This window comes from Phytoactinopolyspora alkaliphila (assembly GCF_010550695.1).
Classification (GTDB): Bacteria; Actinomycetota; Actinomycetes; order Jiangellales; family Jiangellaceae; genus Phytoactinopolyspora; species Phytoactinopolyspora alkaliphila.
Genome location: NZ_JAAGOB010000008.1, coordinates 53,673 through 79,598 on the forward strand (window position 1 = coordinate 53,673; position 25,926 = coordinate 79,598).

General features: G+C 68.3%; 28 protein-coding genes. 17 read left to right on the plus strand and 11 right to left on the minus strand.

Annotated features, from left to right (window positions below):
* Positions 1-81 precede the first annotated feature (81 nt).
* The 4 genes from G1H11_RS15530 (at position 82) to G1H11_RS15545 (ending at position 3,283) form a co-directional block, all read left to right on the plus strand.
* A complete protein-coding gene (locus tag G1H11_RS15530) occupies positions 82-357 on the plus strand; it encodes an FmdB family zinc ribbon protein (protein WP_163819505.1) in 276 nt (91 codons plus the stop codon).
* 4 nt (positions 358-361) lie between these two features.
* Entirely contained in the window at positions 362-991 is a 630-nt protein-coding gene (locus G1H11_RS15535; RefSeq protein WP_163819506.1) for an AmiS/UreI family transporter, read from the plus strand.
* A gap of 92 nt (positions 992-1,083) precedes the next feature.
* Positions 1,084-2,331 carry a formamidase gene (gene fmdA / locus G1H11_RS15540; RefSeq protein ID WP_163819507.1) on the plus strand — a complete coding sequence of 416 codons (1,248 nt, stop codon included), beginning with the start codon at positions 1,084-1,086 and terminating at the stop codon, positions 2,329-2,331.
* 103 nt (positions 2,332-2,434) lie between these two features.
* A complete protein-coding gene (locus G1H11_RS15545; RefSeq protein ID WP_163819508.1) occupies positions 2,435-3,283 on the plus strand; it encodes a serine hydrolase domain-containing protein in 849 nt (282 codons plus the stop codon).
* 16 nt (positions 3,284-3,299) lie between these two features.
* On the opposite strand, the gene G1H11_RS15550 is transcribed toward G1H11_RS15545, so the two are convergent.
* Positions 3,300-4,043, minus strand: coding sequence for a GntR family transcriptional regulator (locus G1H11_RS15550; RefSeq protein WP_163819509.1), 744 nt, complete (start codon positions 4,041-4,043; stop codon positions 3,300-3,302).
* A gap of 238 nt (positions 4,044-4,281) precedes the next feature.
* Between G1H11_RS15550 and G1H11_RS15555 the strand changes: the two genes are divergently transcribed.
* The 8 genes from G1H11_RS15555 (at position 4,282) to G1H11_RS15590 (ending at position 12,675) form a co-directional block, all read left to right on the plus strand.
* Complete coding sequence (locus tag G1H11_RS15555) at positions 4,282-5,697, plus strand: extracellular solute-binding protein (RefSeq protein WP_163819510.1); 1,416 nt, start codon at positions 4,282-4,284, stop codon at positions 5,695-5,697.
* 67 nt (positions 5,698-5,764) lie between these two features.
* Complete coding sequence (locus G1H11_RS15560; protein WP_216843800.1) at positions 5,765-6,799, plus strand: carbohydrate ABC transporter permease; 1,035 nt, start codon at positions 5,765-5,767, stop codon at positions 6,797-6,799.
* Positions 6,796-7,662 (plus strand): carbohydrate ABC transporter permease, encoded by an 867-nt coding sequence (locus G1H11_RS27110; RefSeq protein WP_216843801.1) that lies wholly within the window; start codon positions 6,796-6,798, stop codon positions 7,660-7,662. The genes G1H11_RS15560 and G1H11_RS27110 overlap by 4 nt, the downstream gene beginning before the upstream one ends.
* On the plus strand, positions 7,659-8,768 hold the full coding sequence (locus G1H11_RS15570) for an ABC transporter ATP-binding protein (protein ID WP_163819511.1): 1,110 nt from the start codon (positions 7,659-7,661) through the stop codon (positions 8,766-8,768). The genes G1H11_RS27110 and G1H11_RS15570 overlap by 4 nt, the downstream gene beginning before the upstream one ends.
* Positions 8,769-8,811: 43 nt before the next feature.
* Positions 8,812-9,573, plus strand: a complete 762-nt coding sequence (locus tag G1H11_RS15575) for an HAD family hydrolase (RefSeq protein ID WP_163819512.1) — start codon at positions 8,812-8,814, stop codon at positions 9,571-9,573.
* A complete protein-coding gene (locus G1H11_RS15580; protein WP_216843802.1) occupies positions 9,570-10,799 on the plus strand; it encodes a CehA/McbA family metallohydrolase in 1,230 nt (409 codons plus the stop codon). Before G1H11_RS15575 ends, G1H11_RS15580 begins: the two co-directional genes overlap by 4 nt.
* Before the next feature lie 75 nt (positions 10,800-10,874).
* Entirely contained in the window at positions 10,875-11,942 is a 1,068-nt protein-coding gene (add, locus tag G1H11_RS15585) for an adenosine deaminase (RefSeq protein WP_163819513.1), read from the plus strand.
* The gene (locus G1H11_RS15590; protein ID WP_163819514.1) at positions 11,920-12,675 is read left to right on the plus strand and encodes a GntR family transcriptional regulator; all 756 of its coding nucleotides are present in this window, start codon (positions 11,920-11,922) and stop codon (positions 12,673-12,675) included. Before add ends, G1H11_RS15590 begins: the two co-directional genes overlap by 23 nt.
* 106 nt (positions 12,676-12,781) lie before the next feature.
* Here the strand turns inward: G1H11_RS15590 and G1H11_RS15595 are convergent, their stop codons facing one another.
* Entirely contained in the window at positions 12,782-13,051 is a 270-nt protein-coding gene (locus tag G1H11_RS15595) for a DUF5808 domain-containing protein (RefSeq protein ID WP_163819515.1), read from the minus strand.
* A gap of 192 nt (positions 13,052-13,243) precedes the next feature.
* On the opposite strand from G1H11_RS15595, the gene G1H11_RS25275 reads away from it, so the two are divergent.
* Entirely contained in the window at positions 13,244-13,462 is a 219-nt protein-coding gene (locus tag G1H11_RS25275; protein WP_216843803.1) for a methyltransferase domain-containing protein, read from the plus strand.
* A gap of 55 nt (positions 13,463-13,517) precedes the next feature.
* Here G1H11_RS25275 and G1H11_RS15605 read toward each other — a convergent pair whose 3' ends face one another.
* The 3 genes from G1H11_RS15605 to G1H11_RS15615 form a co-directional block, all read right to left on the minus strand.
* Positions 13,518-14,540 (minus strand): phosphotransferase, encoded by a 1,023-nt coding sequence (locus G1H11_RS15605; RefSeq protein ID WP_163819516.1) that lies wholly within the window; start codon positions 14,538-14,540, stop codon positions 13,518-13,520.
* A gap of 150 nt (positions 14,541-14,690) precedes the next feature.
* Complete coding sequence (locus tag G1H11_RS15610) at positions 14,691-15,662, minus strand: zinc-binding dehydrogenase (protein ID WP_163819517.1); 972 nt, start codon at positions 15,660-15,662, stop codon at positions 14,691-14,693.
* Positions 15,663-15,721: 59 nt separating this feature from the next.
* The gene (locus G1H11_RS15615; protein WP_163819518.1) at positions 15,722-15,979 is read right to left on the minus strand and encodes a type B 50S ribosomal protein L31; all 258 of its coding nucleotides are present in this window, start codon (positions 15,977-15,979) and stop codon (positions 15,722-15,724) included.
* Positions 15,980-16,153: 174 nt separating this feature from the next.
* Between G1H11_RS15615 and G1H11_RS15620 the strand changes: the two genes are divergently transcribed.
* A complete protein-coding gene (locus G1H11_RS15620) occupies positions 16,154-16,501 on the plus strand; it encodes a PPOX class F420-dependent oxidoreductase (RefSeq protein ID WP_163819519.1) in 348 nt (115 codons plus the stop codon).
* Positions 16,502-16,567: 66 nt separating this feature from the next.
* On the opposite strand, the gene G1H11_RS15625 is transcribed toward G1H11_RS15620, so the two are convergent.
* The 6 genes from G1H11_RS15625 to G1H11_RS15650 are packed head-to-tail and all read right to left on the minus strand — an operon-like array spanning position 16,568 to position 22,051.
* Positions 16,568-17,248 carry a hypothetical protein gene (locus G1H11_RS15625; RefSeq protein ID WP_163819520.1) on the minus strand — a complete coding sequence of 227 codons (681 nt, stop codon included), beginning with the start codon at positions 17,246-17,248 and terminating at the stop codon, positions 16,568-16,570.
* Positions 17,245-18,552, minus strand: a complete 1,308-nt coding sequence (locus tag G1H11_RS15630) for a hypothetical protein (RefSeq protein WP_163819521.1) — start codon at positions 18,550-18,552, stop codon at positions 17,245-17,247. Before G1H11_RS15630 ends, G1H11_RS15625 begins: the two co-directional genes overlap by 4 nt.
* Positions 18,549-19,889, minus strand: a complete 1,341-nt coding sequence (locus tag G1H11_RS15635) for a hypothetical protein (protein ID WP_163819522.1) — start codon at positions 19,887-19,889, stop codon at positions 18,549-18,551. The genes G1H11_RS15630 and G1H11_RS15635 overlap by 4 nt, the downstream gene beginning before the upstream one ends.
* 8 nt (positions 19,890-19,897) lie before the next feature.
* Positions 19,898-20,668, minus strand: a complete 771-nt coding sequence (locus G1H11_RS15640) for an ABC transporter ATP-binding protein (protein ID WP_163819523.1) — start codon at positions 20,666-20,668, stop codon at positions 19,898-19,900.
* A 16-nt stretch (positions 20,669-20,684) separates the two neighbouring features.
* Positions 20,685-21,518 carry a zf-HC2 domain-containing protein gene (locus G1H11_RS15645; RefSeq protein ID WP_163819524.1) on the minus strand — a complete coding sequence of 278 codons (834 nt, stop codon included), beginning with the start codon at positions 21,516-21,518 and terminating at the stop codon, positions 20,685-20,687.
* The gene (locus G1H11_RS15650) at positions 21,515-22,051 is read right to left on the minus strand and encodes a sigma-70 family RNA polymerase sigma factor (RefSeq protein WP_163819525.1); all 537 of its coding nucleotides are present in this window, start codon (positions 22,049-22,051) and stop codon (positions 21,515-21,517) included. The genes G1H11_RS15645 and G1H11_RS15650 overlap by 4 nt, the downstream gene beginning before the upstream one ends.
* A gap of 334 nt (positions 22,052-22,385) precedes the next feature.
* Between G1H11_RS15650 and G1H11_RS15655 the strand changes: the two genes are divergently transcribed.
* The 3 genes from G1H11_RS15655 (at position 22,386) to G1H11_RS15665 (ending at position 25,868) form a co-directional block, all read left to right on the plus strand.
* Positions 22,386-23,369, plus strand: coding sequence for a sigma-70 family RNA polymerase sigma factor (locus G1H11_RS15655; protein WP_163819526.1), 984 nt, complete (start codon positions 22,386-22,388; stop codon positions 23,367-23,369).
* Positions 23,370-23,547: 178 nt separating this feature from the next.
* Positions 23,548-24,588: a LacI family DNA-binding transcriptional regulator gene (locus G1H11_RS15660; RefSeq protein ID WP_163819527.1), complete on the plus strand. Its 1,041-nt coding sequence runs from the start codon at positions 23,548-23,550 to the stop codon at positions 24,586-24,588.
* Positions 24,589-24,680: 92 nt separating this feature from the next.
* A complete protein-coding gene (locus G1H11_RS15665; protein ID WP_174257690.1) occupies positions 24,681-25,868 on the plus strand; it encodes a Gfo/Idh/MocA family protein in 1,188 nt (395 codons plus the stop codon).
* The last annotated feature ends 58 nt before the right edge of the window (positions 25,869-25,926 follow it).

Here is a 25,926-nt window from a genome sequence, read left to right on the forward strand (position 1 = left end):
TTTCCCCGGCACGCATCCGCCGTCACCCCTTGACTAATATTTTCATTTGAATATATTTCATCTGGAGACAAGGAGGTGCCGATGCCCACGTACACCTACCGATGCCAGCCGTGCCAGGACTTCGACGTCATCACAGCGATGAGCCGGCGGACCGACCACTGGGAGTGCCCCCGCTGTGGTCAGCCCGCTCGCCGGATCATCACCGCGCCGCGCCTGCAGACCACCCCCACGACGGCGCGCCGGATCGCCGACGCCGCTGCGGCCAGCGCGGAAGCGCCACGGGTGATGCGCCGCGACGGCGAGCGTCACGCTCCACCACTGCGCGATCCCCGCCACGCCGCTCTGCCGAGGTGGTGACGCGATGTCCGCCGTGGGGCTCTTCTACGTCGGAGCAGTGCTGTTCATCAACGCTGTGATGCTGCTCGGGCGGATGACGCCGCGGGAGAGCGCCCCGCTGAACCTGTTCGTGGGCGCGCTGCAGGTGATCACCCCCACCATCCTGATCATCACCGCCGACGGGGACCCGGCGCTGATCTTCGCCGCATCCGGCCTCTACTTGTTCGGCTTCACCTATCTCTGGGTCGGCGTCAACGGCGCTACCGGCTGGCCGGGTCGCGGACTGGGCTGGTTCTCCCTGTTCGTCTCGGCCTCTGCCATCGGCTTCGCCGCCGAGGCGTTCCGCGCCGACGATCCGGCCTTCGGCGTCATCTGGCTGCTCTGGTCGGTGCTGTGGTTCCTCTTCTTCCTGGTGCTAGGGCTGGAGCGGGTAGAACTCGGCCCGTTCACCGGAATCGTCGCCGGCGTCGAAGCATTCCTGACGGCCGCGGTGCCGGCCTTCCTCATCCTCACCGGCCGATGGGAGAGCACCACCACGTCGGCCCTGGTCATCGCGGCTATCGGCTTGCTCATGCTGGCCAGTGCCGGACCTCTGGCCCGCCAGTTCGTCGTCGTACCGGCCCAGCCGGCCCAGCCGGCCCAGCCGTCCCCGTGAGCCCTTCACGTCCCGACCACGTCCGCCTCCCCCGACCCGCCCACCGCCTGATCCGTTCAACTCAGACCCGTCCACCGACAAAGGAGCCCACCATGCCCGACGTCGTCTTCAGCATCGACCAGTCCACCCCCATGGCCCAGCAGCGCGTGCCCGGTCACAACCGCTGGCATCCCGACGTGCCTCCGGCCGCCACGGTCAAGCCCGGCGACGTGTTCCGGGTGGAGTGCAAAGAGTGGACCGACGGCCAGATCGGCAACAACGACTCGGCCAACGACGTCCGTGACGTCGATCTGTCCCGGTGTCACATGCTCTCCGGCCCCATCGCCGTGGAAGGCGCCGAACCAGGTGACCTCCTCGTCATCGACATCCTCGACCTGGGCCCGGTGCCCCAGACCCAGGGGCCCAACTGCGGGGAGGGCTGGGGATACTCGGGCATCTTCGCGAAGGTCAACGGCGGCGGCTTCCTGACCGACTACTTCCCCGACGCGTACAAGGCAATTTGGGACTTCCAGGGTCAGCAGTGCACCTCCCGGCATGTCCCCGGAGTGCGTTACACCGGCATCACTCACCCTGGCCTCTTCGGCACCGCTCCTTCGGCCGATCTGCTGGACCGGTGGAACCGGCGGGAGCGTGCGCTGATCGCCACCGATCCGGACCGGGTGCCGCCGCTCGCCTTGCCGCCGCTGGTCGACGGGACGCTGGCCGGGACCGCGTCGGGCGACATCGCCGACGCGATCGCTCGCGACGGAGCCCGCACCGTGCCCGCCCGGGAGAACGGCGGCAACCACGACATCAAGAACTTCACCCGCGGCAGCCGGATCTTCTACCCGGTGTTCGTCGACGACGCCAGGTTCTCCGGGGGTGACCTTCATTTCAGCCAGGGCGACGGGGAGATCAACTTCTGTGGCGCCATCGAGATGGGTGGCTATATCGATTTCCACGTGGACCTCATCAAGGGCGGCATGGAGACCTACGGCATCCACAACAATCCGGTGTTCATGCCGGGGCGGGTCGCGCCGCTGTACTCGGAGTTCCTCACCTTCATCGGCGTCTCCGTCGACCACCGCGACGACACCAACCTGTACATGGACGCCACGCAGGCATACCGCAACGCCTGCCTGAACGCGATCGAGTACCTGAAGAAGTGGGGCTACACCGGCGAGCAGGCCTACCTGATCCTGGGGACGTCGCCGATCGAGGGCAGGATCGGCGGCGTGGTGGACATCCCGAACGCGTGCTGCTCAGTGTTCCTGCCTACCGAGATCTTCGACTTCGACATCCGGCCCGGTGGAGACGGCCCGGTACGCGCCGACCGAGGTCAGGTGGCGGTGACCTCCTGACCGGAAGCGCCGGCTCCCGCCCCGCTCCATGATCATCGATGATTCGTCGCGCTCGGACCCGTCGAATCATCGATGATCATGGGGAGAGCCTAGGGTGGAGCACATGGAGAGTGTGCGGCAGATCGAGCAATGGCCGGTGGAGAATGCGGCGACGGCCGTGGTGGGCAGTTCGGGAGACATCCTCGGCCAGCACGGGGACGTCAACCGAGTGTTCCCCCTCGCGTCGGTCACGAAGCTGCTGACGGCCTACGCGGCGCTGATCGCGGTCGAGGAAGGCGTCGCCGAGCTGGACCACCCGGCCGGCCCGGAAGGCTCTACCATCCGGCACCTGCTCGCGCACACATCAGGGCTCAACCTCAGCGAGCACAGCATCGTGTCACCAGCCGGCAAACGGCGGGTCTACTCGAGCGCCGGCTTCGAGCAGCTCGCCGACGAGCTGGAGAAGCGCTCCGGCATCGCGTTCGCCGCCTACGTCCGGGAGGGTTTGCTCGCGCCCCTCGGGATGGCCGCCACGGTCTTCGAGGGCTCGCCCGGCCACGGAGCGTCGTCGTCGGTGGCGGATCTCGCCACCTTCGCGGCTGAGCTCCAGCAGCCCACGCTGCTTGATCCCAGCACCGTACGGACGGCGACCCAGGTCGCCTTCCCCGGACTGGCCGGCGTGCTGCCCGGCTACGGACGCCAGGAACCCAACGACTGGGGCCTCGGATTCGAGATCCGGGACCAGAAGAAGCCGCACTGGACGGGCTCTGCCAACTCCCCCGTTACGTTCGGCCACTTCGGCCAGACCGGCACCTTCCTCTGGGTCGATCCCGAGGCTGCCTACCAGGTGGGCGAGGCGTCCGGCACCGGCCTGGCCTGCATCATCCTCACCGACCGCGACTTCGGCGACTGGGCCATCGAGGCATGGCCGGCCTACTCCGACGACATCCTCGCCGAGCTCCGCCCCCAATAGCCTGGAGTGCTGCGTCCTACTGGGTGGTCAGCGTGAGCTCGAACGTGTACCGCGACGCCCGGTAGATGTGTGACCCGTACTCGATGGCACGGCCGGCGTCGTCGTAGGCCACCCGGGTCATGGTGAGCAGCGGCGCGCCCGGCTTCTCGTCCAGCAGGCGCGCCTCCGCCGCGCGTGCGGCACGGCCACCGATCGATTGCGTGGCGATCTTCAAGTTCACTCCGGCCGCCCGGATCAGGTCATACAGTCCCTGCCTGGCCAGGGCCTCCTGACTGAGCTTCAGCACGGTGGCGGGGATGTAGTTGCGCATGATCGACAACGGCTCGTCGCCGGTGTAGCGCAGCCGCTCGATCACATAGACCTCGTCGGCCACGCCGATGCCGAGCGCCTCCGCCACCGCCTCGGCCGGATGCTGAACGTCGAAGCCGAGTACCTCGGTGCGCGGCTCACGCCCCGACGCCCGGAGGTCGTCGAACAGGCTCGACAGCTCGACCGGCCGGCGCACCTTCGGCTGCACCACCTGGGTGCCGACTCCGCGCTTGCGCACGAGCAGGCCGCGGTCGACGAGATACTCGATCGCTCTGCGCATGGTCGGCCGGGACAGCCCCAGCTGGTCGGCGAGGAGGATCTCGTTGTCCAGCCGCGTGCCGGGCGGGTAGACGCCGGATTCGATCAGATTCTCCAGGTACTGAGCCACTTGGAAGTACAGCGGCACCGGGCTGGCGCGGTCGACCACCAGTTGCGGAACGCCTTCAGCCATCCGAACCCCTCAACCGTCGCGTGCAGGCAGACATCAGCATGTTAAGACATAACAGACCAGCCTGGGGAGGTGCCGCTCCGGCGCTGCCGACGACACAGCCGCATCAATGGCCCATCACAGTTAGGCCATTGTTATGCGGAGGTCTAGCCAAAGTTAAGAGGTCGTGACATTCTGACAGCCGAACTTCAACAGCAACGCCTCACTCTGATTCGACTTCACAGTGGCCTTTGGAGGACGCATGAGGATTCATCTACGGCGTAGCCATGCTGCGGCACTACTCATCGCCCCGCTGCTCGTCCTCGCCGCATGTGGCGGCGACGACGACGGTTCCGGCGGCGACGGCGACAACGGTCAGGAGGCGCCGGAGCCCTCGGATGAGCCGGTACACCTGACGATTTCTCACAACGCCACCCGGCCGCAGATCGAGGCGGTGTGGATCGAGGACTACGTCATCCCCGAGTTCGAAGCGCTGATGGCCGAGCAGGGCCGGGAGGTGACCGTCGAGCACATCGAGGGCGGCGTCGATGACTACAAGACCCAGCTCGCGCTGGACCTTTCCGTCGGCGAAGGGCCGGACATCACCTCGTTCGACCAGTTCTGGACGGCCGAGTTCGCCGCAGCCGGGCTGATCGAGCCGCTGCGCACGCTCGTCGGCGACCAGGTCGACGAGTGGGAAGGCTGGGAGCAGATCCCGGACGCGGTGGTCGGGTCGCTGGCGGTGGACGACGAGCCCTACGGTCTCCCACTGGGAACCGACGGACGCGTGATCTTCTACCGTACCGACCTGTTCGAGGACGCCGGGCTGCCCACGGACTGGCAGCCGACGTCGTGGGACGAGATCCTCGACGCCGCCCGCACCCTGCAGTCCGAACTCCCTGACATCATCCCCATGCAGCTGAACGCCGGCATCAACATGGAGGAGGCGACCACCCTCCAGGGCTACATCCCGCTCCTGCTCGGAGCCGGGGGCGACCTTCACGTGGACGGCATGTGGCAGGGAGACACCCCCGCCGTGCGGCAGGCCCTCGAGTTCTACGACACGATCTACAGCGAGGGCCTGGCCGACACGGACATGCAGTTGCTGACCGACGGCCGCGACCGCTCCTTCGAGGCATTCTCCCAGGGCAACCTCGGCATGCTGATCGAGGGTGACTACCTCTGGCGCGGCGTGATCAACCCCGAGGGCAACTTCCCGCTCGAGGACCGCGAGGACCTCGTCGGGTGGGCGCTCATCCCGGCGCAGGAACCGGGCGCCGGCATCCGCGGACAGGACTTCGTCTCCGCGTCCGGTGGCACCGGACGGGTGATCAACCCGAACACCGAGCACCCGCACGAAGCGTGGGAGCTGCTGACCTTCATGTCCAGCTACGAGTCCCAGCTCGACTACGTCGAGCGCGAGCCTCGTATCACCGCACGTGAGGACGTCAACGAGGACGGCATCGCCCACGACCCGATGCTGACCTTCGTCGCCGAAGAGGTGCTTCCCCTGACCTGGTACCGACCCGGCTTCGAGGAGTACCCGCAGGTCTCCGAAGCGATCCAGTTCATGGTCGAGAACGTCGTGTCCGGGCGCTCCGACGTCGAATCCGCCGCCCAGGAGTTCCACTCCACCCTGGAAGGCATCGTCGGCCCGGACAACGTCGCGGGCGGGTGAGCCGGCACAATCCGACGATCATGAATCTGCATGTCAGTGATCCGGCCTTCTGCATGAGGTCTCCCTTATGACCAACGACGACGGGCGCCACCGCGACGAGGCGGTGGCGCCCGACAACACCACCGATGATCAACGTCAGGTAGCGCCCACCGGTGAAGGCGCCGTCCAGGCAGCCCCGGCCGATCAAGGCACCGTGACACCTGAACCGGTCAGGGACGACGCCGCTGAGGTAGCGGTGATCAGTAAGCCCGCCGCAATCGGGTTTGTGGCGCCGGCGATCGGCCTGATCGGCCTCTTCATGATGTTCCCGGCTGTCTGGGCGCTGTATCTCGGATTCACCAATTACCGGCTCACCGGCACGGCGGCACGGGAACCAGAGTTCGTCGGCACGGACAACTTCACCCGGGCCTTGGACGATCCGCTGTTCACCAGCTCGCTGTGGGTCACGCTGATCTTCGTCGCGGCATCCGGTGTCCTCGGCCAGATGGGGCTCGGCTTCACCCTCGCGTGGCTGTTCCGGCGCTGGCGCGGGTGGACCCGCCGCACCATCGAAGTGTTGGTGATCATCTCCTGGATCATCCCCGGCTCGGTGGTCGCCTTCCTCTGGCGAGCCTTCCTGGACGGCAGCGACGGCACCCTCAACGCGATGATCCCCGGTGACGTCACCACCGAATGGCTGCTGCGGCAACCCTTGTTGGCGATCATCATCTTCAACATCTGGCGCGGCACAGCGTTCTCCATGCTGCTGTTCGACGCGGCGCTGAACACGATCCCGCCATCTCATCTGGAGACGGCGAAGGTTTCCGGCGCATCCGCGTGGCAGACCCTGCGTGACATCGTTCTGCCGTCCGTGCGCGGGCACATTCTCACCACCGTGCTCCTGGTGAGCATGTGGACGTTCAACCTGTTCACCCCGTTCCTTCTCACCGGAGGTGGCCCGAACTTCCAGACCGAGGTGATGGCCATATACGTCTACCGGGTCGCGTTCGGGCAGGGTCAGCTCGGCTTCGGCTCCGCGGTCTCGGCGATCATGCTGCTGATCAACCTGATCATCGCGCTCGTCTACTTCCGCATGCTGCGCGAGAGGAGGAAGAAGGCGTGAAGGTCACATCTGCGGTCCGGGTCGAGGACAACGATCCCGCGGGCACCATCAAGGCGGTGCTGTCCCGCGTCGGCCTGTACGTCTTCACGGTGTTCATCGGCCTGTTCTTCGCCGTGCCGATGCTCTGGCTGCTCTCCGCCCCGTTTGACGCGTCCCCCGGCCTGGGCGTGTCGTGGCCGTCGTTCACCCTGGACAACTTCCGTGGCGTGTTCGAGAATCCCCGCGCCGTGACGTCGCTGTGGAACTCGCTTTTCCTCTCTGTTGTCTCCACCGTTCTGGTCGTCATCGCGTGCGCGTTCGCCGGCTATGCGCTCTCCCGGGTACGTATACCGGGGCGGAACCTCATCCTCTACAGCCTGATGCTGTTCTCCGCCGTGGTGAGCGGCACAGCGACCATGGTGCCGACATTCCTCCTCATCTACGAGCTCGGTCTCATCAACACGCACACCGGCGTGATTCTGATCCTCACCGGCGGGATGCTGCCGACGGCGCTGTTCATCCTCAAGGACTTCATGGATTCGGTGCCGCGCAGTTATGAGGAGTCCGCGCAGGTGGCCGGCGCGTCGTCGTTCCAGATCCTCAAAGACATCGTGGTGCCCGTGGTCCGGCCAGGTCTGGCGGTGATCGCCGTGTGGGCGCTGGTCAACATCTGGGGTGACTTCCTGACCCCGTTCATCCTGCTGCGCAGTGCGGAGCTCTACCCTGCGGCAGTGGTGATCTACAACTTCTACAACGAGGCCGGCGATCCCAACCTCAGCCTGGTGTCGGCCTTCGCCTTCCTGTACTCGATCCCGGTGGTGCTGATGTACCTGTTCGTGAATGCCCGCTACGGCTTCCGCTTCCACGGAGGAATCAAACGATGACGGCGAGTGTCAAGCTCAACTCCCTCGTCAAGGAGTTCCCCGGCGGGGTTCGCGCCCTCGACGAGATCAACCTGTCCATCGAGGCCGGCGAGTTCTTCGCTTTGCTCGGTCCCTCGGGCTGCGGGAAGACCACCATGCTGCGAACCATTGCGGGCTTGGAGAATGCAACCTCGGGGCAGATACTCATCGACGACCGCGACGTCACCAAGTTGCCATCCGGCAAGCGCAACGTGGCCATGGTGTTCCAGGACTATGCGCTCTACCCGCACATGACCGTGGTGGATAACGTCGCGTACCCGCTCAAGGTCCGCAAGATCGGCAAGGAGGAGCGCCGTAAGACCGCCTCCGAGGCCGCCGGCAATCTGCAGCTCGACAAGCTGCTGGAGCGTCGCCCGGGACAGCTCTCCGGAGGTCAGCAGCAGCGAGTGGCGCTGGCACGAGCGGTCGCGTACCACGCGAGCCTGTTCCTGTTCGACGAGCCGCTGTCCAACCTCGACGCCCGGTTGCGGTTGGAGGCGCGAACCTTCCTCAAACGGCTGCAGAAGGAACTCGGGATCACCACCATTTATGTCACGCACGACCAGTCCGAGGCGCTGGCGCTGGCGGACCGGATCGCGGTGATGGAGGCCGGGCACATCCGTCAGCTGGACACTCCGTCGGTCGTCTACGAGCGCCCGGCGTCGCTGTTCGTGGCGTCGTTCATCGGGTCCACGCCGATGAACCTGGTCTCCGGCGTGATCCGGGATGCTCAAGTGCAGATCGGCGATACCGCGTTCCCGGTGCCGGCGTCAGCGGTCGAGCATGTCAGCGACGGCGAGGACGTTGTCCTGGGTTTCCGCCCAGAGCACACCATCGTCGGTGGTGACGCGGCCGGACCGTCGATCGAGGGCGAGGTCGCCGTGGTGGAGCTGCTCGGCATCGACCACCTGGTGACTGTCGAGCGTGATGCCCTCTCCATCCAGGCGACCACCCGGAACCCGCCGAAGGTGGGCGACCGAGTGCGGTTGGCTCCCGAGGCCGACCACACGCTCCTGTACCGCGCCGGGGACGGCGGGCTGGTCGGCTCTCCCCGGCTGGAAGTCGCGTCGTCGGCCGTCACCTCATGAGCATCAGGGCTGCGGCGGCAGATCGTCGTCGATACCACCCGCGATGATCTTGGGAGCAGGCACGACGCGAGCGGTGTTCTTCGACTCCGGAGGCACCCTGGCCACGCCCACCCACGCGAGCTGGTGGCCGAAGCCCCGCTTCGCGGAGCTGGTGACCGCAGCCGGGCTTTCCACGCCGGCGGACGACGACGCCTCTCGCGCGGCGCTTGCGGCTGGCACCGCGTATCTGGCCGAACGCTGGAGGGTGACGACTCTGGAGGAGGAGCACGGCGTCTATGTCGGGTTCTATGACGTCGTGCTCCGCCGCCTCTACGGCGTTGCCCCGGCCGAACTCCTTCGAGCGCTGGCCGACGCGGCTGTCTACGAGCTGGACCAGGAGCCGTACGCCGACACGATGCTGGTACTCGACGGGCTGGCCGAGGCCGGTGTACGGCTCGGCGTGATCACCAATGCGGGTCCATCGATCGAGCTGCGGCACCGCGACATGGGACTGCGGGACTATTTCGAGCCGTTCGTGATCTCCGCCGTCGTGGGCCACGAGAAGCCTGGTGCCCGGATCTACCAGATCGCCCTCGAACAAGCGTCACTCGCTCCGTCTGATGTGGCCTTCGTCGACGACGTCGCCGAGAACGTGCGGACCGCGCTGGACCTCGGAATGCAGGCGTTCCTCATCGACCGTACCGGCCACGCCGCGGGAGATCAGCCCGGCGGTGGACATTCCCTGCCCACCATGACCGCCCTCGACGAACTCCTCTCCATGATCATTGGAGATCCCGCACAGCCCCGGGTGGCGGATTTTCAATGACCATGGGGAGGCGCGTCACCCGCACTCTGACGCCCGAGGACCGGGCGGTGTCCCCGTACCTGGAGATACCGTTCGAGGTGGCTCCTGGCACACCGTCGATCGAGGTCCGGCTGACGTTCGACCGGGACCGCGGCGTCGTAGACCTCGGTTGCGCAGGCGCGGGGGCGTTCCGAGGCTGGTCCGGAGGGGCTCGGTCACGCTTCGTGATCGGCGCCGACGCCGCCACGCCCGGATACCTGCCCGGCGAGCTGGAGCCGGGCCGCTGGGCCGTGGTGCTGGGCCTGCACCGGATCCCGGCCGACGGCCTGGACGTCGTCGTCGAGATCGACACGCCCGCATCCGGACCAGCGGAGATCGAGCCTCCTCCCCCGCCGCGCCCGCAGCGCCGGCCCCGCCGCCGGCTACCGTCGGATGCCGGCTTCACCTGGGTGGCAGGCGACTTCCACGCGCACACCGTACACTCCGACGGCACGCTGGGCCGGGCACAGCTTGCCGCCCTGGCGGTCGAGGAAGGTCTCGACGTCCTGGCCGTCACGGACCACAACACGGTCAGCCACCACGCCGGGCTGGGCGCGATCGGTGACCAGTACGGCGTCACACTGGTGCCCGGGCAGGAGGTGACCACCGATCGCGGCCACGCGAACGCGTTCGGCGCCGTCCGCTGGGTGGACTTCCGCCAGCACCCTGACGCATGGGTGTCTCAGGTGGCCGACGACGGTGGCCTGCTGTCGGTCAACCACCCCCTGGCCGCCGACTGCGCCTGGCACCATCAGCTGGAGGCGCCGCCACCGCTGGCCGAGATCTGGCACTGGAGCTGGCTCGACCGGCGCTGGTCCGGGCCGCTGGCCTGGTGGAACGCCTGGGGGTGGGAGACCATCCCGGTGGGCGGCAGCGACTTCCACAGCCCGGAGCAGGGCCGCTCGCTGGCGGAACCCCTGACTTGGGTGGCGATCGAGCGTCACTCCCCCGACGACGGCCCGGTGCCGTTCGAGGCGGTGATCGACGCCCTGCGCCTTGGACGCACGGCGGTGGCCGCGGGTTACGACGCCCCTGTTCTGCTTCGGGTGGACGACGAGTTCGTGGCGGTCGGGGCCGACGGAACCGCCCTCATCGACGCCGAGGGCCGCCGCCGCCCGGTCCACGGCGACCTGGTGCGATTCCCCGCCGCGCCGGGACCACACCGGCTCGAGGCACCGGACGCGGCCGTCGTCGCAATCAGCCCGTAGCGACCCGACCCCCATCCCGGCGGCACAAGGCGAGCGCGGTGGCCCGAACGTGAAGTTGTATGGTAGACAATACATGTGACCGGACCTGAGAACGCCGCCATCGTTCCCTGGCTGAAAGACCTGCCGAAGGTGGAGCTGCACGTCCACCTCGAAGGCTCGCTACGTCCCACCACCCTGTTCAGGCTCGCCGAACGCAACGGCGTGGACGTCGGCGCGTCGACCCCGGACGAACTGAACGGCCTCTACCAGTTCAACGACTTCGAGGACTTCGCCAAGCTGTTCTTCACCGGCCTCGCCGTGCTGCGGTCCGCGGAGGACTTCGCCGACGCGACGGTGTCACTCGCCGCCGAGCTGGCCGCGCAGAACGTCCCCTACGCCGAGGTGACCTCCACGCCGCTCACGCATCAGCGCCGCGGCGTGGCACTCGAGGAGTACCGGGACGGCCTCAACGAGGGCCGGCGGCGTGCCCGGGCCGACTACGGCGTCGATCTCGCGTGGGTCTGCGACATCGCCCGTGAAACCGAGGACCCGGAGTCCGAGGCAACCATCGGTTACCTGCTGGATTCCACCGCGCCGGACGGCGTCGTCGGTCTCGGGCTGGGCGGTATCGAGGCCGGCTTCCCGCCCGAGCTGTTCGCCTCGTCGTTCGCCCGGGCGAAAGCCAGCGGACTTGCCTCGCTCCCCCATGCCGGGGAGACGGTCGGACCTGAGAGCATCTGGGGCGCGCTGGGGTCGCTGAACGCGGACCGGATCGGCCACGGCGTTCATTCGCTGGCAGACCCTGACCTCATCGCACATCTCGCGGCCGAGCGGATCCCCCTCGAAGTGGCGCCCTCGTCCAACGTCGCGTTGAAGATCAGCGACAGCCTGGAGGCGCATCCGCTCGGCGAGCTCGCCGCGGCGGGCGTCGTCGTCACCATCAACACCGACGACCCCGCCTACTTCCAGACCACGCTGACCGACGAGCTCCTGGCCGCGCACCGCTTCCACGGGTTCACCAGGACGAAGCTGGTCGCCGCCCAACTCGCGGCGCTGAACGCGTCCTACGCCGCAACGGCCACCAAGCTGCGGGTCCGGGCGGAACTGCAACGGCTTCTTCCGGGAGGGGCGGAGGACCAGCGTGGCCAGACCACCCGGACCTGACCGGCCGCTGTACACGCGGATCGCGGCGTCGCTGAAGAGCCGGATCCTGGCCGGATCGCTCGCCCCCGGTCAGCGTCTGCCCGGGGAGGAACATCTCGCCCGCACCATGGGCGTCAGCCGCAGCACTGTCCGCCAGGCCATCGCGGTACTGCGCGAGACCGGATACGTGACCAGTCAGCGCGGGTCCGGCACGTATGTCGCCGCACAGCCGCCCATCGAGCCGCTGTCGCCGCGGTCCGGTCCCGTCTACACCGGGTTCCTCGACGATCTCGACGACGAGGCCACCGAGGTCGACGAGCGCGGGCGCACCCAGGACAGGATTCCCGCCGACCTCGCCATCGCCTCTGACCTGCGCATACCGGTAGGCACGGAGGTGGTGCGCTACCGAGCCGTCCGCGCCCGCGCGGGCATCGTCTACGGTTACGCCACGGACATCGTCCCACTGACGGTGGCCGCGATGATCACGCCGGACATCCTGGAGGGCAGCCCGACCATCGTGGACGCGCTCGCCAACGCCGGCCACCAGGTGGCGGAGAGCCTCCAGCGGGTCGAACCGACCCTCGTGGACGAGGCGACCGCGAGACTCTGCGGTGTGCGGCCCGGCTCCGCTGCGCTGGCCCTCACCGGTGTGGCGTACGACGACGACCGTCGCCCGATCGATAGCTACACGCTGACCATCGTCCAGGGCTACCCGATCGGCCTGCACCTGACCCGGGCCAACCAGCCCGATTGAGCCGCGAAGATACCCGCACCATCCGGCGTACCGACATCGTCCGGGTGATCACCCCGACAATGTCGGTACTCTCCCTGCGGTCCGGCGTCAGCCAGCCCGGCGACGTTCAGGCGACGCCCGCCTTGCGGGCAAGCCGTCCGACGTTCACCGTCCAGCCGACGCCGAACACGTGCGGCTTGACGATGGCGTCGTCGTCAGGCGCCCACATCCGCTCCCGGAGCCGGTCCGTAGTGGGAGGGCGGAAATCGTAGGGCACCACTCCGCCGAGCTTGCCCTGCCAGGTGCGCTCCTCCGCGGGTTTACGCAGTTCCGAGGCCACGGCTGCGCCGACCGCGGCCACCGCTCCGAGCCCGATGATTGTGCTGCTCTTCTTCATGCCCGCACTGTAGGTCGCGGCCCCGCACCGCTGCCAGCACAATCGGTGAACCGGCCGTGCGCTCTTGCGGCTCGGCTCTCCGCGGCTGCCTGGTGGTACCGACATTGTCGGAGTGATCACCCGGACGATGTCGGTACGCTCATGCCTGTCCGGCCGACGCCGAGCGCGCCGTCTCCGCAGGACGACCTTCCCATGCTGCCACCCACGCTGCAGGGCAAAGACGTGATCGAGCTTGGCTGCGGCACCGCCTACGTGTCCGCATGGATGGCACGTCGAGGCGCCCGGCCGGTGGGTCTGGACAACTCGGCCGAGCAGCTGGCCACCACTGCGCAAGACCTGATCGATGGAGGATTTCACCGTCATCACTGGAGAATCGTGCGTGCCCAGACCCACAGAACCATCCATCGCTGAGAACACGATCTTCCACCGTTGCACGGCACGCTGCGCAGCAGCCTTGTGACCGCGCTCAGCCAGCCAATTTCTCCGGCCACCGCAGTGCGACGGCCAGCTGTCGCGGCACGTCCCTGATCAGCTCTGGAACGAGCCTTCGGCTCAATGCCACCTCATCGACGGCCGCCGAACGAGTGCCGATGGCCCGCTCGACGTTGAACGCCAGCCAGTCAAGCCTAGTGGACATCGCCGGGCCGAGATCCGCCGGATGAATCTCCTCGGCCGCTCCCCCGGCACATCGATACGCGCGCACCACCTCACGAGCCACGTCGAGGTGCCGCCAACCAGCAAGCGAGAGCGCCACGTCGGCCAGTTCCCGCCGTGGAACCAGTGGCATCGCCACGTCCCAGTCACAGAGCACCGGGCCGTCGGGCGCGAGCACGATGTTCTTCTGGTCGATGTCGCCGTGACACATGACCTCGGGCTCGTCCGTGCTGCCCGCTTCCTGGGCCAGCTCGGCGATTCGGCCGGCGTGTGGCCGGAGCTCCCAGAGATCTGCCGCCCACGCTGCGTGGGCGGCGCGCGCTTTTGAGACGAGTTCCGGCCACTGGTCAGCGGTGTCCGTGTTGAATATCGGAAAGATCGTCCGGTCGCTCGTCGTGACCTGCAGGCCGTGTACCGTGGCCAGCGTCGCACCTGCCCATGCCGCTACCTCGGATCCCACCGGCTCAGGCGGCAGTGCCGACCCGTCCATCCACCGGTGCACCCGCACCGGGATGGGATCCGTACCGGCTACCGACTCCACCCAGGCGACGCATCCGCCGTCTGCCGGGTTGGGCACCGGTTCCGGCATCCGTATCCCGGCCAGGTGAGCACGGGCCTCAAGCGTCCAGGCAGCGTCGAGCCATTCCAGCCACCGCGCCACGTTCCATGGGTTTCGCAGGTGCTTCACCGCGTACACACCAACGCTCGTGGTCAGCCGGTACACCCGGTTGGACCAGGCGCCTGCCACGGGCGTCATCGCCACGACTCGCCCTGGAACTCCGAACGCAGCCAAGACCGCGTCTGGATCCGGCTTGTCCTCGGTAGTGCCAACCACGCGCGCACTCTACCGAGGCCGACGCCAATCCTGCGTCCTGACGCGATTCCTGCGTCCTGACGCCCTCCAGCCGCGCCAAAAGCCGCTTCGAGGCCGGGAAGCGCGACTGAAACGCGCCAGGACGACACAAAGGCGTCAGGTTGGCTCCGGTCACGGCCGCAGGATCACCTTGCCCGTCGTCTTCCGGCTCTCCAGCGCCGCGTGCGCTTCCGCGGCCGCCGCCAGTGGGAACGCCTGGATCGTCGGCACGAGCTCACCCTTGGCCGCGCCCTCGAGTGCTCGTCGTTCCACCTCGGCGAAGCGGTCGGCGTGACTCAGGAGGTGCCCGAGCGCGTCGACGACCGTGAGACCACGGGACTTCTGCAGCTCCGAGTCGAGGTCGGGCTCTTCCCGGGAGGACTGACCGATGCTGACGAAGCGCCCGCCATCGGCGAGCAGAGAGAACGCCGCATCCGCCTTGTCACCGCCAACTCCATCGAGCACGACGGTGACCCGGCGCCCGCCGAGGGCGTCGAGGACAGTGTCGACCCAGTCCGATCGGTTGTAATCGACAGCGACGTCGGCCCCCAAGCCGCGGACGGCGGCGACCTTGTCCGGACCCCCGGCTGCGCCGACCACCGTCGCCCCGACGCTCAGCACGTGCCGGACCACCAGCTGGCCGACTCCTCCAGCGGCGGACGTCACGAGGACCACATCGTCGGCACCGACGTCAGCGAGGTCCAGTAAGCCGAGCGTGGTGGCCCCGGTGCGGACCATAGCCACCGCAACGTCGAACTCCACGCCCTCCGGAATCGGCTGCACTGCGGCGACGTCGGCGACCGCCAGCTCCACGTAGCCACCTGGCTGTCCGAGCGCGGTCACGACGCGACGCCCGATCCATGACTCGGCGGCCCCGGCGCCTACACCGTCCACGACCCCGGCCACCTCCGATCCGAACACTGATGGCAGCTGCGGAAGAGGCGGGCCGATCGGCAGGCCGGCTCGCATCGCGGTCTCGATGTAGTGCACGCCGGACACCTTCACCGCGATGCGCAGCTGGCCGTCGGCAGGTTGGGGATCGGGTACGGTCTCGTAGCTGAGATTGCCGGCCGGTCCGAACTCGCGCAGGACTACTGCTCGCATGGAATTCTCCTCGATTGGGGAAGGACGGCTCCAGTCAAGTACCTCAACCTTTATTCAGGTCAAGCGACGCTCTCTCCCCCGGCGAACCGGCGGCGGAACTTCTCCACCTGCCCGGCGGAGTCCAGGATCCGCGACGTCCTCGTGTAGAACGGGTGACTCGCCGATGAGATCTCGACGTCGACCACGGGATAGGTCTGACCGTCGTCCCACACGACCGTCTCGTCCGACGTCGCGGTCGAGCGGGTCAGGAATGCCATGTCGGCGCCACGGTCCCGGAAGACCACAGGACGGTAGTCGGGATGGATGATGTTCTTCATAGAACGCTCCTCGTCATGGTCGAACGTCACCCTACTTATAACGAGTATCGTTCGCGTCTATTCCCATAGCCCGCCACCCGCGTATGAACACGAGCACCCTGCGATCAGCATGCGGGCCTCGTGTCGGGTAACCTCCCACGCCACACGCGTTACCCCCGGCCGAGGAGGAACCCGATGAGCGCATTCAGTGACGCCGAGCTGAGCTACCTGCGATCCGAACGACGCCTCGCCCGCCTGGCGACGGTGGGCCCGGACGGCACTCCGCATGTCACTCCAGTCGGGTGGTCCTACAACGCCGACCTGGACACGATCGACGTCGGGGGACGCGACTTCGCCAACACGAAGAAGTTCCGGGACGTGAGCCGCACGGGGCGCGCCGCCATCGTGATCGACGACGTCCTGCCGCCCTGGCAGCCCCGCGCGGTGTCCGTCCGGGGCCGCGCCGAGGCCATTGCCGAGCCGGGGCCGCTGATCCGCCTCTACCCCGACGAGGTCCGCTCCTGGGGCCTGGAGACCGGCTGAGCACGTCGGTGCCGGCCACTCGCCGGCGGCACGCGTGCGACGGCACCGGTCACCCGCCAGGCTTCGTCACTCGTCGGCGTCCCGGGCCGGCCGGGCGCCCTTCATCACGTAGAGCGCGGTTCCGCCAACGAAGAGCGCCACCACCACAAGCACAGCGAGATCAGCGCCCCATTGCTGCAATGGCCACGTCCACCAGGCCGCCTCCGTAAGGATCGGCTTGGGTGCCGCGAGGTAGACGACCGCCGCGTAGGCGAACGACGGAACCCAGGCCAGCCGCGACCCGAGAACCGGAGCGGACGCGGCGACCAGCCCAACGAAGCCGAGCGTGTTCCGCGCCAGCTCGAACGCTCCGTACTCACGCGGCTCCCATAGCCCGATGAGAACCAAGGCACAGCCGATAAGAAGGGTCATGCCGAGGATGTGGCCCAGCCGGCGGACTCTCCACCGCACCGCGGTCGATCGCTCCAGCTCCTCGTCCTGCCCGCCGAGGCCCGCCGACGCCAGCACCACGGCCAGCAATGGCGCGCCCGCGACGACGGGGACCCGGGAGTCGGCGCCCGTCGACCACTCGCGATGCACCAGCCAGTCGGCGCACCACCACGCCGCGAGCGCCACAGCGACGATGCCCAGCACGGCGAGCGGAATCCCGCGAGCCCGGGCGTGCAGCCACGCCGGCGCGACGCGATGGGCGAACGACCGGGCACGTTGGTCGCGTCGCGGATCAAGGGGTGTCACGACGGACGTCATCGCAGCTCCTCGGCAAGTGTCGCCAGCACGGACTCGTCACAGGTCTCCGCGGCGGCGAGGAACCGGCCCATCCAGTTCTTCTGATCTTTCGCGGGCATAGCCATCAGGGCGTCGAGATACCGCTGCGAGTCGGGCTCCAGCCAGGCGTCTGCCTGGATGCCCCACGCTGTGGCCACCTCGAACAGGCTCCAATGCTGTTCGGTCACCGCACCGGCACACGTCGTCGCCGGCCACCAGTCGATCACCTCCCACCCGTGCGGTGAACGCGCGCCGGAGCCCGCGTATCCGCCGCTCAGCGTCGCGCCACTGGTCAGGGTCAGCCGCACGCTCGCCTCGTCCTCCGCATCCCAGTGGTCAATCTGCGCAGTTTCGTCCACAGCCCGGTCCGGTGCGCCCGGTATCCCCTCCCAGTGAGCCAGTGCACCGCGTGCGAGTGGAGCGACGTCGTCGAGAAGAAACGAGTTCAGCCGCGTCAGGCAGACTTCCGGCGACCCGTCTTCGGTGCACACCAGCTCCACCGCGGCCCGGTCAACCTCCCACTGGGGTGAACTCGACGCCAGCCACGCCGCCGCGCCCACCGCGATGCCGGCGGGCACCACGATCAGCCACCGCTGGGCCGTCACGATCAGCATGATCGCTGTCCCGGCCACCGCCGAGAACCAGACGAACTGCGCCAGACTGACCGCCGCGTCGATGGTGTAACCGGGAGCGTCGTAGGGAGACAGAACCGGGGCCAGCCATCTGGTCACTCCCGGCCCAGCACCGTCGACCACACCGACCATCGGCAGATACACGGCGACCGCCACCACCGGGGCGACCAAGCGTGACGGAATCAACCTGCCGAGAAGGGCGCCCAGCGCGGACAACGCAGCCAAACCCGGAAAGGCGACCACGATCATCCACACCCATCCGCCGCCACCGTAGGAGGCCACCGGAGCGACCAATGCGGCGCAGGCGCCCACGACCACCAGCATGGCGACCGACGAACCCAGCGTCACCGAGGCCCAGCCGACCACGAACGGCTGCCATCCCGGTCGCGACGTGGAGCCGATCTGGTCAGATGTCCGGCGTCGGCGCTCACGTCCCGCCTGCCACGCCGCCGCGGCAGCGACCAGCGCGCCCAGCGCCATCAGGCTCAGCCGCACGGACGCGGCCAGTGGCGTCCACCGTCCGGACCAGCCGGCCCAGTCGCCGGCGAACGCGCCCATGATCAGGAATCCGGCCAGCAGAACGCCTGCGGCGGCGACCGGTGCGGCGCCTCGCAGCAGCTCCGTCCGGAGCACCCGCCGTGTCGTCCGGTTCACCGCAGCTCCTCCATCAATGCGTCGAAGGCAGCCGGCTCGCAGGTGTGTGCCGCCGCGAGGTATCGCCCCAGCCAGTCCTTCTGCTCCGCTTCCGGCCGCGACAGCAGCACCTGAAACGGTGCTGTCTCCCCGTCCTCGACGACGACTCCGAGCGGAGTCGTCTCCCCGATGGTCCAATAGTGGGCGGCCTCCGCGGCCCAGATCATCGACGTGTGCGCGGGCTCTGCGGTGACGTCCCCCGCGTAGGGACGACAGTTCCGGTACACGAGGTCTGCGGCGGCTTGAGCGAAGACGGTCTCGATCCGTTCACCGTGCTCGGACTCCTCGGACCATTCGCCGTTCCAGCTCATCAGATGCGCGACCTCGAGCACCGCGGTCCGCTCCGGCGCCAGGGCCGCGTCGTCGATCGAGACCCGGTCCACGGCCCGGACGAAGCCGCCGTCGACGCCGTCCCACCGGGCAAGCTGTTCGCGCACGGGTTCTTCCGCCGCGTCGAGCAGGAAGGCGTTGACCCGTGCCAGGCACACTTCGAGACCGCCTTCGTCGGTGCAGACCGGCGCCATTGCGGTGTGATCCACCCGCCAGCGGCCCTCGTCGTCGGTGGCGACCAGCGGCACCGCGGCCGTCACCGCCACCAGAGCCGGTATCGCGGCGAGCCAGCGGTGACGCGCCGCGGCGAGAAGAACGAGCGCGGCCGCTAGGCCCGCGAGCCAGAGCGCCTGCGACACGTGAACCCACCCCGGCAGATAACGAGTGCCGTCCGTGGCGCCGCTGAAGGAAGGGGTCAGCCACGTGAGGCGGTCGCTGTAGGTACCGATTCCGAGAAGAACGTAGGCGCCGATACCCGCCAGCGGCGCGACCAGGCGACCGGGAACCAGCCGGCCCACCGCGGTGCCGAGCGCGCTCGCAGCCGCCAGTGCCAGTGCGCCGACCGCGAGCCCCCACCACCAGCCACGGCCCGAGTAGGTAGCGATCGGTGCCACCAGCGCCACGCCGGCCAGCCAGGCGAGCACGAGCCCCAGCACGGCGGCCAGGGTCACGCCGGCCCAGCCGAGGGCCACATGCTGCCAGGACGGCCGGGGTGTGGTGCCCAGCAGCTCATCCGTCCGCCGGCGCCGATCCCGCCCGGCCTGCCAGGCTGCGGCCGCTACGGCCAACGGCACCAGGACGATCATGATCACCCGCGCGTATTCCATGAGCGGGCCCCACCGCCCGGCCCATCGCTCCGAGTCGTTGAACAGGGTGGCGATGCCCGCGCCGGTGATCGCCAGGATCGCCACCGGAGCCACGCCGCGCACCAGGTCGGTGCGGAACGCTCGCCTGGTGGTGCGATCCATCGGTGCGCTCACCCTTGTCTGGCCGCACGCAGGACTGTCGTGTAGCCACGCTCGATCGGGGAGTCGCCACCCACCGAGTCGTCGGCGGCGGCCGCCAGCTCTTCCGGTGTGCCGCGGAACACCGACCGACCGCCATTGACGAGGGTGACATCCGTGCAGGCCGCTGTTACGTCCTCCACCAGGTGGGTGGCGACCAGCACGCACGCGTCGACGCCGATGGCTCGCAACAGCTCCCGGAACTCGACCCGCTGCTCCGGGTCCAGGCCCGCCGTCGGCTCGTCGAACAGGAGGATGTCCGGATCGTTGACGATGGCCTGCGCGATCCCCGCCCGCCGCAGCATGCCGCCGGACAGCTTCTTCAGCTTGTCGTCGGCGCGGTCGAGCAGCCCCACCCGTTCGATGGCGCGGTCGACGGCCGTCGGCACCCGGTCCGCGGGCACCTCCTTGAGCCAGGCGAAGTACTCCACGAACTCGCGAACGGTGAACCGCGGGTAATAGCCGAAGTGCTGCGGCAGGTAGCCGAGCCGGCGGCGAACCCGCCGGAGCTGCCGGTGGTCCCGTAGGTCGTGATCGAGCAGGGACACCGTGCCCGAGGTCGGCTTCGCCACGGTGGCCAGCAGACGCATCAGGGTGGTCTTGCCGGCTCCGTTCGGACCGAGCAGGCCGTGTACACCGGTGTCGAGGGTGAGGTCCAGACCGTCCAGGGCGGTCCGTTTGCCGAACCGGACGACGAGATCCCTGACCTCGACGTGGGTGCCGATCACGGTGGGCGTGCTCATCGTGGTTGTGCTCCTATCAGTGGCGAGTGGTCAAGATGATGTGGTCGAACGCGTCGCGTCGTACGGTGACGACGAGGGCCGCGACGACGGCCAGGACAAGCCAGACGGGCGCGAACTCGACGGTGAGCAGGCTCGGAATGGCGTCAGCCGGGGCGTCGAGGGTGGCGACCGTCACGGCCACCGCCCACCCGCCGCCGACCGCCGCCGCCGCACGCCCGACCCCGAGCAGGGAGCCGAATGCCAGTGTCAGCATCACCAGCGCCAGGCTGGCGAGCAGCCACGGCACGGGCGAGCCGTAGCCGCTGAACAAGCCGGCCGCGACAGCGATCACGCTGCTGGCTGCGAGCACCGTCACGGAACGCATCAGTAGCAGGCGCAGCCCGCCGCCCGGGGTCGACGCGATCACCTCGTGTGCGTCGTCCAGCCCGGAGCCGTAGGAGGCGGCGACGCCGAGGATCGGAACGAGCGGGGCCACCATGCCCAGCAGCGGCAGCTCGCCCCCGCCGGTCATCGGGGTGATCGCGCCGACCCCCGCGGCAAGGGCGAGGACGGCGAGGCTGGCGGTCAGCCAGGCCCACCGTGCCGCCGGGCCGGCGGTGACGAGCACCACCAGCTCCCGCCACACGGTGCCCCGGCGCACCCGTCCTTGCGCTGGGAGATCGGCGGCGACGGCCGACCAGCGACTGTCCACGTCGGCCATCAGCGCGGGGACGTGACTGGCCTCGGCCGCGAGTTCGGCTCGGCACTGCTCGCAGGAGGAGAGGTGTGCCTCGACCGACCAGGCGTCGGCGTCGGCGATCCGGCCGTGCACGTAGGCACGGACCGTGTCCGCGGGGACGTGCCAGGTCATGCCAGCGCCTCCTTCAGCGCGAGCCGCGCACGGCGGGAGCGAGACTTCACGGTTCCTTCCGGGATATGGAGCAGGACGGCCGCTTCGCGGACGGACAGCCCGTCCAGGACAGTGGCCTGCAGGACGGCCCGGAGTTCCGGCGAGAGCCGGTCCAGAGCGACGGCGAGTTCGGCGCCGAACGACGACGCCAGCGCCTCGTCCTCTGCCGACGGCGCGCGGACCAGCTCCTCGTAGGGCTCCCCCGCGGCCTCCACCCGGACGGCCCGCCGGCGGTGCGCGTCGATCAGCCGGCGGGTGGCGATGGACCACAGCCAGCCGCCAGCCTGCTCCGATCCCGCGTACGACCCGGCAGCACGCCACACCGCGAGGAACGTCTCCTGCAGGACGTCGGCCGCCAGTTCAGCATCGCCACAGCGTCGTCGTAGCCGGATGAGCAGCCACGGCGCATTGCGCCGGTAGTACTCCTCGTAGGCCGCGCGATCGCCGCGTCCGGCAGCCCGGAGCAGCTCGTCGTCGGAATCTCCGTCTTTCACGTCAGATAGAGACGCAGGGTTGGGCGCTACGGTTCACCGAAATACAAGCGCGTGTGGAATAGCCATCGCAGTTGCGATGTTGTAACCTTCGCTGTCTCATACTCACTGACGGTATGGGTACCGTGGCCGCTGCGCCGCGGTTTTCAAGCAGCGACCGCGGTGTGATTCGCGGGACCCAGATCACGCCAAACGGTTCAACCGGACGCTACCAAACCTTTTCTCAGGGACTTCTCAGCTAGTGCGGAATCTCTGGGGGCCTTCGCACGTTGTGAACGTATGTTCGTCGGGCCAACTGGGTACCGTCCCGAAATACGACGACAGGAAGGGAGGAGCCATGACAGTGAACACCGAAACCGACGTCACCCGTCGTGGTCCACGCGCCGGCTCCGAGGGGGAACCTGACCTGGTCGGGCGATACCTCGCCCAGATCGGCAAAACGCCTCTGCTGAGCGCAGAGGAAGAGGTGGATCTAGCAAAGCGCATCGAGGCTGGAGTGTACGCCGCGGAACTGCTGCGCGCCGACGAGGCCGGAGAAGGCACTCGCAAGCTCACCGCACGGAACCGGCGAGAGCTGCGCGCCATCGCCAACGACGGTGAACTCGCCAAAGACCATATGATCCGAGCCAACCTCCGGTTGGTTGTGTCGGTGGCCCGAAAGCTGTCCAATCGGGGGCTGCCCTTTCTCGACGTCATCCAGGAAGGCAATCTGGGTCTGATGCGCGCGGTCGAGAAGTTCGACTACGCCAAGGGCTTCAAGTTCTCCACGTACGCCACCTGGTGGATCCGCCAGTCCATCCAGCGCGGCCTCGCCGAGCAGACGCGTACCGTGCGTCTCCCGGTCCACGTGGCCGAGACCGTGGCCAAGATGCACCGTATCGGCCGCGACCTGCAGCGGCTGCTCGGCCGCGACGCCACGGTCGAAGAGATCGCCGAAGAGGCCGGGCTGCCGGTCGAGCGCATCATCGAGCTGCGCCGGGTCTCCCGGGATCCGCTGAGCCTCGACACCCCCATCGGTGAGGACGGCGACACGTCGGTCGGCGAGATCATCGAGGACGACGACGTCGTCCGTGCCGAAGACATCGCCGAGCACCACGCGCTCGTCGAATCGCTGCGCAACGTTCTGGATTCGCTGCCTCCCCGCGAGGCGCGGATCATCGAGCTGCGCTACGGACTCGCCGACGGCAAGGAACACACCCTGCAGGACGTCGCCGAAGAGGTAGGCGTCTCGAGGGAGCGTGTCCGGCAACTGGAGAAGCACGCCCTGGCGGCGCTCCGCGAACCGCAGCGCCGGCATTCGCTGCTGGCCTGGGCAAGCTAAACGCCCTCTCCCTTCCTTCGTCCTCGACGCCCGCTCGGCTGCCATGCCGGGCGGGCGTCGGCATGCCAGGCGCCCGCAGCCGTACCCGCCACACGCAGCGCAGAAGGTCCCCAGCGACGCTTTCGGGGGCAGTAGAGTGGAAACCGCTTCCATATGGATGGGGAGAACGGAGTTCCGCATGCCTGAGCAGCGAACCGGCGCTGTCACTCTCACCGATGTCGCCCGCGAGGCCGGCGTCTCCCTCGCCACCGCGTCGCGGGCCATCAACGGCAGTACCCGGCAAGTGGGCGAAGAACTGCGTGAACGCGTACTCGCCGCTGCCCACAAGCTGAACTACGCCGCCAATACGCAGGCGCAGGCCGTGGCGAAGGGCAGGACCAATATCGTCGGTTTGCTCGTTCACGACATCGCCGATCCGTACTTCTCCTCCATCGCCACCGGCGTGATCCGGGTGGCGGAGGCCAGTCAGATGCTGGTCACGCTCGCGAACACCGAACGGAACCCGGCTCGGGAGGTCGAGCACCTCGGCGCCCTGCGCGGCCAGCACAGCAGGGTCGCGATCCTGGTCGGCAGCCGCGTCTCCGAAAGCGCCGAGGCAGACGCCCTACGGCGGGAGATCGCTGCCTTCGAGCGCACCGGCGGCCGCGTGGTGATGGTCAGCCAGGACCTGCATCCCGCGGACACGGTCGCACTGGAGAACCGGGCCGGCGCCCGCGAGCTCGCGACGGAACTCGTCGGGCTCGGCTACCGTCACTTCGGCATCCTCGCCGGCCCCGGCACATTGCTCACCGCGCACGACCGCACCGAAGGGTTCGCCGACGGGCTGGCCGCCAGCGGAGTGGATCTCGATCAGTCCAACGTGATTCACGGCGACTTCACCCGGGACGGCGGGTATACCGCGATGGTGCAACTGCTCGAGCGCGAAGCGGAGGTGGATTGCGTCTTCGCCGCGAACGACGTGATGGCGGTAGGGGCGATGACCGCCTGCCGGGATCACGACGTCGATCTTCCCCGGACGCTCGGCATGGCCGGGTTCGACGACATCACCACGCTGCGGGACATCAGCCCGTCGCTGACCACGGTGCGGATGCCCCTGGAGCGTGCCGGGGCCCTGGCGTTGCAGCTCGCTCTGGATGCCGATCCCGGCGATCCGCCGCGGGTGCGCACCCTGGCCGGCGAGGTCGTCATCCGGCAGAGCACGCCACCTCGCTCCCCATGATCATTGGCTCCTGCGTGCCTCGTCATGTCGGTGATCGACAATGATCATGGGAGGGTTGCGGAGGTGGGATGACGCGAATGCGGCAATCGTGTATGCTCAAATTGGTAAGCGCTTTCCTGGAGGAGACATTGGCACGCACCCCGATCGGCGTCATCATGAACGGCGTTACCGGCCGGATGGGTTACCGGCAGCATCTCGTCCGTTCCATCCTGGCCATTCGCGAGCAGGGCGGTGTTGAGCTGGCCGACGGCACGCGCGTCCAGCTCGAGCCGCTGCTGGTCGGCCGCAACGAGACCAAGCTCCGCGAGATCGCGGACCGGCACGGCCTGAGCCGCTGGACCACCGATGTGGACGGTGCGCTCGCGGACCCGGAGATGCAGATCTACTTCGACGCCCAGCTCACCTCGGTGCGGGAGGCGTCAATCATCAAGGCCATCGAGGCGGGCAAGCACATCTACACGGAGAAACCAATCTCGGAAAGCGTCGACGCCGCGCTCGAGCTCGCCCGCAGGGCCCGCGAGGCCGGAGTGAAGAACGGCGTCGTCCATGACAAGCTGTTCCTCCCCGGCCTGGTCAAACTGCGCCGGCTGATCGACAGCGGGTTCTTCGGCCGCATCCTCTCGGTCCGCGGCGAGTTCGGCTACTGGGTGTTCGAGGGCGATTGGCAGTCCGCCCAGCGGCCCAGCTGGAACTACCGCAAGGAAGACGGCGGCGGCATCGTCAGCGACATGTTCTGCCACTGGGACTATGTGCTGAGCAACCTGTTCGGCCCGATCAAGGCGGTGACCGCTCGCGCCGTCACCCATATTCCGCAGCGCTGGGACGAGCAGGGCAAGCCCTACGACGCCACCGCTGACGACGCCGCCTACGCCATCTTCGAACTCGACGGCGGCGTCATCGCCCAGCTCAACTCGTCGTGGTGTGTCCGCGTCCACCGCGACGAGCTGGTCGAGTTCCAGGTCGACGGCACCGAGGGCAGTGCGGTCGCCGGCCTGCACGGCTGCGTCGCGCAACACCGTGGCGCCACGCCCAAGCCGGTGTGGAATCCGGACTTGGTGGAGACCGAGCCGTTCCGCTCCCAGTGGCAGGACGTGCCGGCCAACGCCGATATCGACAACGGCTTCAAGGCGCAGTGGGAGCTGTTCATCCGGCACGTCGTCGAGGATGCGCCGCATCCGTACGACTTCCTGGCCGGAGCGCGGGGAGTACGCCTGGCGGAGGCGGGGCTGGCGTCGTCGGCGGAGGGCCGGCGGATCGAGCTGATGGAGCTGACGCTGTGACTTCGCCAGCACGGCCCGCCGCCGTGCCCGCCGCCCGGCCCGCCGCCCTGCGTCCTGC